The following is a 10,661-nucleotide window of genomic DNA, read 5'->3' as shown; positions in this document are numbered from 1 at the left end:
AAGCGCGCACCTTCTGACCCCCGCATCACCGCCGGCATCATTGCGCTTGCGGCAATCGCGCTGCTGATCGGCGGCGCCTTCGCGGGCCTCATCCTCGAAGGCGCGCACGACCTCCGCGGTGCTGCGTCCGCCTTCGATCTCTATCTCCTGCGCGTCACCCGCTTCACCCTGTGGCAGGCGGCACTCTCGACGCTGCTTTCCGTCGTACCGGCGCTGTTCGTCGCCCGCGCCCTGTCGCGGCATCCGCGCTTCTTTGGCCGCGGCTTCATTCTGCAACTGTTCACCGTGCCACTGGCCCTGCCGGCCATCGTGGCGGCGCTGGGCATCCTGGCGCTCTATGGTCGGGCCGGCTACGTCGCCGGGGTCGCCGGCCAAAGCTGGCCCGATATATACGGCCTGTCAGGCATCCTTATCGCCCATGTCTTCTTCAACCTGCCACTGGCGACGCGGTTGTTCCTCGAAGCACTGGGCACGGTGCCTGTCGATCAATGGCGGCTGGCAAGCCAACTCGACATGGGGGCGAGAGCGGCCTTCCGGTTGATCGAATGGCCGGTGCTGCGGGCAGCACTGCCGGGCGTCGCCGGCCTTGTCTTCATGCTTTGCATCACCTCCTTCACCATCGTCCTCATCCTCGGCGGCGGGCCGGCGGCGACGACGCTGGAGGTCGCCATCTACCAGGCGCTGCGCTTCGACTTCGATCCCGCGCGGGCAGTCACACTAACAGTGCTCCAGATTGCGCTGACCTTTGCCGTCGTGCTGGCGCTGGCGCGGCTTGGCGCCAATGTGACCGGGGATGCCAACCTGCCCGTGGCGCCGCGCCGCTATCTCTCGGCCGGCAAAGCCGAGACGGCGCTCAACGCTGCCCTGATCGTGCTCGCCTTGCTGTTCGTCGCCGGGCCGATGGCGGCAACCGTCGCATCCGGCCTTGGCGCCGATCTCGGCCGGCTGGCGGGCGAGAGCGCGGTGCGCCAGGCGACGCTGACCAGTGCAGGTCTCGGCCTGCTGGCGGCGCTGCTTTCGGTGTCGCTATCGCTGTCGCTGATCATGGCGCGCCGGGCGCTGTCCCTACGCCGCCGCGGCGGTGCCCGCTCGCTGCTCGAACATGCCACCGACACCGGCGCCGGCTTTGTCCTCGTCGTGCCGCCCATCGTCATCGGCGCCGGCTGGTTTCTCTTGCTGCGCACGACCAGCGATGTCTTTGGCATCGCGCCGGTCATGGTCGTCACCGTCAACGCGGTGATGGCGATGCCCTTCGCCATCCGCGCGCTGCGTCCGGCCTATGATGCGGCAAGCGAGCGCCACGAAAAGCTGTGCGCACAGCTCGGCATTTCGGGCTGGAACCGGCTGCGGCTGGTCGACTGGCCGTCGCTGCGGCGGCCGCTGGCCACCGGCTTTGCCTTCGCCATGGCGCTGTCGCTCGGCGATCTTGGTGTCATCGCGCTGTTCGGCAGCAATTCGGTGCAGACCTTGCCCTATCTCCTCTTGGCGCGCATGGGCAGCTACCGCACAGCCGACGCTGCCGGGCTGGCTTTGCTACTCGGGGCGGTTTGCCTCGCACTGGTGGTCGCCGCGGACTGGCTGGGACGGGGAGAAAGATCGTGACTTCCGCCGTGGAAAAAGGCGCGGCGGTGCGGCTGGACAAGGTCGCGTTCAGCTATGGCGAGACGCCGTTCCTGTTCGATGTCGAATTCGCTGCCTCGAAAATCACCGCCATCATGGGGGCGAGCGGTTCGGGAAAGTCGACCCTGCTCAACCTGGTGGCCGGCTTCGAGGCGCCGCAATCCGGCCGCGTTCTGATCGGCGGCGCCGATGTCAGCGCCGTGCCGCCTTCGGCGCGGCCGGTGTCGATGGTGTTCCAGGAAAACAATCTGTTTGCCCATCTCTCGGTCGAGAAGAATGTCGGCCTCGGCCGCTCGCCATCGCTTAGCCTGACGCAAACCGACCGCGCCGCAATCGCCGAGGCCCTGAGCCGAGTCGGCCTTGCCGGCAAGGAAAAGCGCCTGCCGCGCGAGCTCTCTGGCGGCGAAAGGCAGCGTGTGGCGCTCGCCCGCGTGCTGGTGCGCGACCGGCCGGTGCTGTTGCTCGACGAGCCGTTCGCCTCGCTTGGGCCCGCACTGCGCGACGACATGCTCGACCTCGTGGTCGGCGTCCATGCCGAGCGGGCGATGACGGTGTTGTTCGTCACGCATCAGCCGGAAGACGCGCGACGCATCGGCGAGGACATGGTTTTTCTGGACAATGGCAGGGTTGCCGCGACGGGAGCTGCCGCCGATTTTTTCGACGGCACTGGTCCTGAAGCGTTTCGGCGCTATATCGGCGCAAGTTCGGGCGGATCACGCGATATTGCCCGGAAGCGGACATAATTTACGACCAAACCGGCTACAGGTGATGTGGCGCTTGCTTGCCATGGTCCAGCTGATGTGGCTAGGTCCGCCCAGTACTGGTCCGGCACGAGCCGTGATTTGCCCCCTACAGCGCCGCATCCATCCGGATGCGTAAAACGCTGTAGGTTTTTTGATTTGTGCAGGATCGCCACCGAAAATTCGATTTTCGCTGGCGCGGACCCCTGGGTCCAGGTCATGCGCCGAGAGCTGAAGGGACGCCGTGCTGTCGACCGGCACTGACACTTTGAGACGCAGGCCGCTGGCGCGCTTCCTTGCGCTGGCCGGCCTTGCCGTGGCACTGGCCAGTTGCCAGATGTTCACGCCTCCGGAAGTGCAGGAATCCGGCTTCCAGCCTTCCGACAAGCCGATCACGGTCGACAATGTCGCCGCCAACAGCAAGCTCGCCGAACTGGCGAAGGCGCAGCATCCGCGCATCCTTGCCACCTATGGCGGCGAATATTCCGATCCCAAGCTCGAGCGGATGGTGGCCAAGGTCGTCGGCAGCCTGACCGTGGTGTCGGCCAATCCGACCCAGACCTATCGCATCACCATCCTCAATTCGCCCAACGTCAACGCCTTCGCGCTGCCGGGCGGCTATCTCTATGTCACCCGCGGCCTCTTGGCGTTGGCCAATGATTCGGCCGAACTCGCCGCCGTCATCGCGCATGAGATGGGCCACGTCACCGCCAACCATGGCCTGCAGCGCCAGCAGCTCGAGGCCGAGGAAGGCCTGGCGACCAAGGTGGTCTCCGATGTGCTCGGCGACAGCCCGACCGCCAAGGCGGCATTGATCCGCGGCAAGCTCAGGCTGGCGCAGTTCTCGCGCAACCAGGAGCTGGAGGCGGATGCCATCGGCATCAAGTCGATCGGCGAAGCCGGCTACGATCCCTATGCCGCCGGCCGCTTCCTGCAGTCGATGTCTGCCTATACCGATTTCCGCTCGATATCAGGCGCCACCGATGCCAGCCTCGACTTCCTGGCCACGCATCCCAACACGCCGCAGCGCATCGATCTGGCTCAGCGCCACGCCCGCCAGTTCGGCGCGCCGGGCGTCGGCACGCGCGACCGCGATTCCTTCCTGGCTGGCATTGACGGCCTGCTCTACGGCGACACGCCGGAAGAAGGCTATGTGCGCGGCCAGACCTTCCTGCATCCGGGGCTCGGCGTATCGTTCACCGTGCCGAGCGGTTTCGTCATCGACAATACGGCTGCGGCGGTGACGGCGACCGGGCCGGGCGACATGGCGATCCGCTTCGACGGCGTGTCGATCGACAAGGACCGTGCGCTCACAGACTATATCAAAAGCGGCTGGGTGGCCGGTCTCGACGAGACCAGCGTGCGTCAGGAGACGATCAACGGCAATGAGGCAGCGACCGCGCATGCCGGCGCCGACGGCTGGCAGTTCGACATTGCGGTGATCCGTGCGGGCGGCCAGGTCTACCGGCTGTTGACGGCGGCCCCCTCGGCCAGCGCAACGCTCGACCCGGTGGCGCGCTCGGTCAGCGGCTCGTTCCGCATCCTGAGTGCGGCCGAGAAGGCGGCGCTGAAGCCGCTGCATATCCGCGTCGTCACCGTTCAGGCCGGCCAGACCATGGGCTCGCTTTCGGCGCAAATGGTCGGTGTCGACCGCAAGCTCGATCTGTTCAGGGTGCTCAACGCGATGTCGCCGGGCGCCTCGGTTTCGGCCGGCGACAAGGTCAAGATCGTCACGGACAAGTAGCAGCGCAGTCCGGTTCGATAGTGTCTGCGCGTGCGATGTAGAGTTGAGATCACTGCCACTCAGAGATTGCTGTCAGTGTTAGTGTTAGTGTTAGTGTTAGTGTTGGTATCGGTACCGCTGTTGCCATCGGTGCCTTCGCTACTGGTGTTCTCGCCACCACCAGGATTTGCAGCACGGCGCCCGGAACCATCACCGTTGTTGCCGGCCCACGACACCCGGCCGTTGTCCGGGGTTGCTGCGGCTGTCCGCTTCCCTGGCTTCGGGGCGTTCGGTCTTGGCGCGGGTACGGGAACTACCTTTATTTTCGTGATGACTTTCGGGGGCCGTACCTTGCACGCCGGAATCGCCAAGGCGACCCGCTTTGGGGTGCTGAGAGCACCCAGGGAATACATCTCTTGCCGCTCCATCCCGGCCCTGAAGAAGGCGAGCGCGCGGTCCGGATCAGCCGGAACACCATTGCGACCTTCCATGAAGATCGACGCGAGATCGTTCATGGCATCGATATGCCCCATCGCCGCAGATTTGAGCAGCAAGTCCAATCCCTTGGCGGCATCGCGCTGGACGCCGCGGCCATTGAACAGGGTGCGTCCCCACGCGGTCATGGCGTAGGGGTCACCCTTTTCGGATGCGTCTGAATAGAAGCGGTTGGCCTGTTCGGGATCCGGGGCCGTCCCTATTCCCGACGAGACGATGGAGCCGAGCGCGAAAACCGCGCGGACGTATCCCTTGTCGGCGGCCTGTTGGATTGCCTGCCTGGCCTCATTGACCTTGCCCGACGCCAGCAACGCCCGTCCGAGTTGGTAACGGAAGCGGGCAATCTCCGGATAGGCCTTCACCGAGGCCAGGCAGAACTCAACCGCGTCGTCGCCAATCTCGTTCGCCAGCCGGCCCGGGACAATGCCTTGCAGGTCGAGAGGTTCGCCGGCCGCTCGATCGCAAGGATCGATGCTTGGCGACAGTTTCAGCGTCGCCGTCTTCGATGTGTTGTCGGCGCGGATCTGAAAGCCGATCTCGACGGGCGTCGCGGAGCCGATCTGCGCCTCGTAGCGCAATTTGTCGACATCGTTGGCCATCAGGCTCGATTGAGGCGACAGGATGCGGTCCGGCAGGGACAGTGTCCCGGTTGCCGGATAGGTTGCAAGCTTCAGGCTGATCGACGGGTCCTTGGCCGGGAAATCCAGCTTGAGCGGAATCGGGCCGACGCCGACGGGGATTTCGATGTCGCGGTTTTCGATCGCCTCGGCGGCGTCAGCGATACGAATGCCGCGCTCAACCACCGCCTGCTTTTGCTCGGCGGCGATTGAGGCCATGAGTTGCTTGCCCTCGGCACCCGCGCCGTTTCTGATCCGCAACAACAGAACGCCTTGGGATTCGCCACCCCACTCGTTGTGCGTGGTGTAGGCCAGCGTATCCACCTGTTCCTGCCAACCCGCCAATTCGGGGGCGTCCATGCGCAGACGCGGCAGGTCCTTGCCCTCGATCCTTTCGCCCATGGCCAAGGGCTTGCCATCAAGCGTCAGCCGTCCGAGTGCCGGCAGGCTTTCGATGCTGACGCTGACTGCGCCACCGTCGACGTCAACTGGCGCCGGTAGATCCAGCACGACTGGCCCGATGCCGGACGGCACGATCTTCTCCAGCACCGGCGGCAGCGCCGGGCGGTTGGCGCGGGGCATCAGAAAGACATCATCGAGAAGCGAGGAATTTTCCCATGGAACCTGCTTGCCATCGGTTGCCTTGACGACATCGCGGCGCACAGCAGCCATGACCGCCCTGATCTCCTGGTTCGGCGCCAACGCACGACGGGAGAAGGCGGAGGAAAATGGGCTGAGATTGCCGCTCCCGTCATAGGCAACGGCTCCCGGCTCGGTAGCGAAAGCGATCAGCGCGTTCTCAGACCCCTTCACCTGCGCCAATCCGCTACCGCTGGCGACGATCAGCTGGTCGCGAAGCCAATAGTTCTTACGCGGAAAAGGATTGTTGCGGCAGGCGTCGAGGATGATCACCTGGATTTTCGATTTCGAGCGCAACTGCTGCAACATGTCATCGAGCTTGATTGCCTGGACTTCCACGTCGGCCGCATCCTTAAGCGTGGCGTCGACCGGGATGAGAAAGTTCTCGCCGCCGATCTGGAAGCCGTGGCCCGAATAATAGACCACCGCGAGATCAGCACCGTCGGCAGCCGCGAGATAGGTGCGGAAACGCTCCTCGAACTGAAGCCTGGCCAAATCCTTGGCGACGAAAACGTCGAAGCCGGCCATCCGGAACGTGCTTGCGATGTCTCCGGCGTCCCTGTCCGGGTTCCTGAGCGCCGGAAGTTCCCGGTATTCGGAATTGCCGATCACAAAAGCAACCCTTCGATCGGCACTAGCCTCGAAAGTCGTCAGGGTCACAAGGATCAAAGCTGCAAGAAACACGCAGAGTCGCGACATGGCAGAATCCTCATCCGCTATGATCTGGTGAACCCAAACAGACACCCTGCAGCTCAGCAGGTCTGTTAAAGAATTCACAATCTGCGAATGAGGAGCGACGAAATCTGGCGTGCTGATCTTATATGCTGACTGGAAAATATCTTAATACTGCTGCCAACCAGGAATTTCAGGCTGCCTGCGTCTGAAATTCCGGGTTCTGCTTGACCAGCGCGACCTTCAGCTTTTCCATGGCGCGGGCCTCGATCTGGCGGACACGCTCCTTGGAAATGCCGAGTGTCTCGCCGAGCGCTTCCAGCGTAGCGCCCTCGTCGGTCAGCCGGCGTTCCTCGATGATCCTGAGTTCGCGGGCATTGAGTGCGCCAAGCGCTGCTTTCAACCAGAGCAGGCGGCGTTCGAAATCGATGGTGTCGCTGGCGACTTCGTCCGGCAGCGGATCGTCCGAGACCAGGAAGTCCATGCGCTCGGTGGTGCCGGTATCGTCGGCGAGCGGCGCGTTGAGCGAGGAGTCGGGCGCGGAAAGCCTGGAATCCATCATCGCCACATCGGCTTCGGAGACGCCCAGCGCTACCGAGACTTCGCGATAGAGCGTGGCGTTGGAGATCGGCTCGGCGCCATTGGCCAGCCGGGCGCGCAAGCGCCGCAGATTGAAGAACAGCGCCTTTTGTGCCGAAGAGGTGCCGCCGCGCACGATCGACCAGTTGCGCAGGATGTAGTCCTGCATCGAGGCACGGATCCACCAGGTCGCGTAGGTCGAGAAGCGCACCTCGCGCTCCGGCTCGAAGCGCGCCGCCGCTTCCAGCAGCCCGACATGGCCCTCCTGGACCAGATCGCCGAGCGGCAGACCGTAGTGGCGGAATTTCGAAGCCATCGAGATGACCAGCCGCATATGCGCGACGGTGATCTGGTGCAGCGCCTGCTGGTCCTGGTCTTCCTTCCAGCGCAAGGCGAGAACATGTTCCTCGTCGCGCTCAAGATAGGGCGCCTTCATCGCCGCGCGGACCATGGTCCGTCCTGCCGTGTCTTCGATCATGCCGCGCTCCTGCTCCCGGACATTTTCGGACGGCCTGGCGGCCGCTGGCTCTATCTTGGCGCAATCCCGAACGGAAAACCGGTTTCCCACTTTCCTGGAATTGCTTTTGGTCTGGCGCAGCTAAGGTTCTTGAAATGGAAACGCTGCGCCCTACAACAGGGCATGAACGTGCCACACCGGGGATTGGTTCCGCCGCCGATGGCGGTTGTTTTGTGCTATCCGACAGGGCGCGCCGACAGCACAAAACGGGGCGATTGGCACCAATCTGAGTTACTTTGAGAATCTGATTTCTGGATCGCCATTTTTTTGAAATCTGGTTCCTTATTTTGCGGCCCTCTATCTGTCAGTTTCCGGCTCTCACAAGCGCCGGACACCGGCCAAGGACGGGATCACAGAAAAATGAAATGGCTCAATTCGCTCATCGTCGCCGGAACGCTGCAGGTTCTGGCTGTCACATCCGGCCATGCCGGCGCCAACCTCGACCAGATCAAGCAGGCCGGCACCATCAAGGTCGGCACCGAAGGCACCTATGCGCCCTTCACCTATCACAATGATGCCGGCGCGCTGGTCGGCTTCGACGTCGAGATCGCCAAGGCGATCGGCGACAAGCTCGGCGTGAAAGTCGAGTTCCTCGAAGGCAAATGGGACGGGCTGATCGCCGGTCTCGACGCCAATCGCTATGACGCCGTCATCAACGAGGTCGGCATCACCGACACGCGCAAGGCCAAGTACGACTTCTCCGATCCCTACATCGCCTCCAAGGCGGTGCTGATCGTGCGCGGTGACGATACCGCCATCAAGACCTTCGCCGATCTCAAGGGCAAGAAGGCGGCGCAGTCGCTGACCTCGAATTTCGGCAAGCTCGCCGAGACCAACGGCGCCGAACTCGTCGGCACCGACGGCTTCGACCAATCGATCCAGCTGCTGCTCACCGGCCGCGCCGACGCCACCATCAATGACAGCCTGTCCTTCCTCGACTTCAAGAAGCACAAGCCCGACGCCAATGTGAAGATCGCCGCACAGGAAGAGAACGCCGACTATTCCGGCGTCATCGTGCGCAAGGGCGATCCCGAACTGGTGGCCGCGATCAACAAGGCGCTGGCCGACATCAAGGCCGACGGCACCTACAAGAAGATCGCCGACACCTATTTCGGCCAGGACGTTTCGCAGTAACGAAAGTCTCCCGGCGGTTTGCCGGCAACGACACAATAGCGGCGGGCCGTCTTTGACGGCTCGCCGTTTTTCGCATGATATGACAACCGCACAATCGCACTGCCGGACCGGTCTAGACGGCATTTGCAAGGAGAGGAGCCGCTCGTGCCGCACTGGCTGCAACTGATGCTGGACTCGTTGCCGACGCTGTTGTGGGCGGCGCTGATCTTCACCGTGCCGCTGACTCTGCTGTCGTTTGCGCTCGGCCTGTTCGTCGGCCTGGTTGTCGCTCTGGTGCGGCTGTTCGGGCCGAAGCCGCTGGTCGCCGTGGTCCGCTTCTATGTCTGGATTTTTCGCGGCACGCCGCTTCTGGTGCAGCTGTTCCTGATCTTTTACGGCCTGCCCTCGGTCGGCATATTGCTCGACGCCTTTCCGGCGGCGCTGATCGGCTTCACCCTCAACATCGGCGCCTACAGTTCCGAAATCATCCGCGCCGTGATCGGGTCGGTGCCGAAGGGGCAGTGGGAGGCGGCCTATTCGATCGGGATGACCTGGAGCCAGGCGATGCGACGCACCATCCTGCCGCAAGCCGGCCGGGTCGCGGTGCCACCGCTGTCCAACACCTTCATCTCGCTGGTGAAGGATACGTCGCTGGCTGCCGCCATCACCGTGCCGGAAATGTTCCAGGCAGCGCAGCGCATCGTCGCCACCACCTATGAGCCGCTGATCCTCTATGTCGAGGCGGCGATCCTTTATCTGGCAATGAGCTCGGTGCTGTCTGCCCTGCAGACGCGGCTGGAGGAACGGCTCAACCGTTACGGCGGCTTCCTGGAGGCGCGCTCATGATCGGCCTCACCGACATCGAAAAGCGCTTCGGCGACAATCTTGTGCTGAAGGGCGTAACGGTCACCATTGCCGAAGGCAGCGTCACCGCGTTGGTCGGTCCGTCCGGCGGGGGAAAGAGCACGCTGCTGCGCTGCATCAACCTCCTGGAGATCCCGACCTCGGGCACGGTGCGCATCGGCGACGAGACGCTGGAATTCCGTCCCAGCATCAAGATCCCCAGTCGGGACATCCAGCGCCTGCGGCTGCAGACCGGCATGGTGTTCCAGAATTTCCAGCTGTTCCCGCACCGCACCGCCATCGAGAACGTCATGGAGGGGTTGGTGACGGTGCTGAAATGGCCAACGGCAAAGGCGCGTGAGCGGGCGCTGGCGCTGCTCGAGAAGGTCGGCATGGTGCACAAGGCCGATGCATGGCCGGCGACTCTGTCGGGCGGCCAACAGCAGCGCGTGGCGATTGCCCGCGCGCTGGCGCCGTCGCCCAAGGTGCTGCTCTGCGACGAGCCGACCTCGGCGCTCGATCCTGAACTGGCGCAGGAAGTGGTCGACGTGCTTGGAAAGCTCGCCAGCGAAGGCACGACAATGGTGATGGCGACGCATGACCTGCGCCTCGCCTCCAAGATCGCGCAGGAGGTGGTGTTCCTCGACGCCGGCGTCGTCGTCGAGAAGGGGCCGTCCGCCGTGGTGTTCAGCAATCCGGAGCGCGAACGGACGAAGCGCTTTATCGCGACGCTGAAGCAGGAAGCGGCGAAGGAAGCCGGCGGCTGAGCCCTTTACCTCCCCTGTGGGGAGGTCGGACCGAAGGTCCGGGTGGGGGCCGTGACGCACCTAAGGCTCAAAAACAAAAAACCCGGCGCGATGAACTGACCCCATAAAGTTGGACGGTTCATTGGGCTGGTAGATTTAAGGGCTGGTTCCTGTATTGCACAGGAGCCAGCCCTTTCAGTTTCAGTTTGATGCGGCGGTGGTTGTAATAGTCGATGTAGTGCTTGATGGCCGTGTCGAGGCTTTGGACGGTGTCGAAGCGTTCTGGATGGAAGAGTTCGGACTTGAGTGTGGCGAAGAAGCTCTCCATTGGTGCGTTGTCGAGGCAATTGCCTTTGC

The 10,661-nt window shown here is 63.5% G+C and carries 9 protein-coding genes; 6 read left to right on the top strand and 3 right to left on the bottom strand.

Annotation, left to right across the window (positions count from 1 at the left end; genetic code table 11):
• The 3 genes from thiP to AC1DXM_RS31535 form a co-directional block, all read left to right on the top strand.
• A partial coding sequence (thiP, locus tag AC1DXM_RS31545; RefSeq protein ID WP_477239432.1) for a thiamine/thiamine pyrophosphate ABC transporter permease occupies positions 1 to 1,602 on the top strand: 1,602 nt, incomplete at its 5' end.
• Positions 1,599 to 2,363 carry a thiamine ABC transporter ATP-binding protein gene (gene thiQ / locus AC1DXM_RS31540; protein WP_477239430.1) on the top strand — a complete coding sequence of 255 codons (765 nt, stop codon included), beginning with the start codon at positions 1,599 to 1,601 and terminating at the stop codon, positions 2,361 to 2,363. The genes thiP and thiQ, both read left to right, overlap by 4 nt.
• A 334-nt stretch (positions 2,364 to 2,697) precedes the next feature.
• Complete coding sequence (locus tag AC1DXM_RS31535; RefSeq protein WP_477239434.1) at positions 2,698 to 4,104, top strand: M48 family metalloprotease; 1,407 nt, start codon at positions 2,698 to 2,700, stop codon at positions 4,102 to 4,104.
• Positions 4,105 to 4,163: 59 nt separating this feature from the next.
• Here the strand turns inward: AC1DXM_RS31535 and AC1DXM_RS31530 are convergent, their stop codons facing one another.
• On the bottom strand, positions 4,164 to 6,533 hold the full coding sequence (locus AC1DXM_RS31530; protein WP_477239428.1) for a caspase family protein: 2,370 nt from the start codon (positions 6,531 to 6,533) through the stop codon (positions 4,164 to 4,166).
• Positions 6,534 to 6,699: 166 nt separating this feature from the next.
• Positions 6,700 to 7,563, bottom strand: coding sequence for an RNA polymerase factor sigma-32 (locus AC1DXM_RS31525; protein WP_477239426.1), 864 nt, complete (start codon positions 7,561 to 7,563; stop codon positions 6,700 to 6,702).
• A gap of 399 nt (positions 7,564 to 7,962) precedes the next feature.
• Here AC1DXM_RS31525 and AC1DXM_RS31520 point away from each other — a divergent pair, with 399 nt between their 5' ends.
• The 3 genes from AC1DXM_RS31520 to AC1DXM_RS31510 all read left to right on the top strand — a co-directional run bounded on the left by AC1DXM_RS31520 (position 7,963) and on the right by AC1DXM_RS31510 (position 10,325).
• A complete protein-coding gene (locus tag AC1DXM_RS31520; RefSeq protein WP_477239424.1) occupies positions 7,963 to 8,736 on the top strand; it encodes an amino acid ABC transporter substrate-binding protein in 774 nt (257 codons plus the stop codon).
• 144 nt (positions 8,737 to 8,880) lie between these two features.
• Positions 8,881 to 9,561: an amino acid ABC transporter permease gene (locus tag AC1DXM_RS31515; RefSeq protein WP_192247526.1), complete on the top strand. Its 681-nt coding sequence runs from the start codon at positions 8,881 to 8,883 to the stop codon at positions 9,559 to 9,561.
• Positions 9,558 to 10,325 carry an amino acid ABC transporter ATP-binding protein gene (locus AC1DXM_RS31510; RefSeq protein WP_477239422.1) on the top strand — a complete coding sequence of 256 codons (768 nt, stop codon included), beginning with the start codon at positions 9,558 to 9,560 and terminating at the stop codon, positions 10,323 to 10,325. The genes AC1DXM_RS31515 and AC1DXM_RS31510 overlap by 4 nt, the downstream gene beginning before the upstream one ends.
• 118 nt (positions 10,326 to 10,443) lie before the next feature.
• Here the strand turns inward: AC1DXM_RS31510 and AC1DXM_RS31505 are convergent.
• On the bottom strand, positions 10,444 to 10,661 hold a 218-nt coding region (locus AC1DXM_RS31505), incomplete at its 5' end, for an IS3 family transposase (protein ID WP_477239420.1).

The sequence above is a fragment of the Mesorhizobium sp. P3_A2 genome, assembly GCF_056403115.1.
This window is presented reverse-complemented; position numbering and strand designations above follow the sequence as displayed.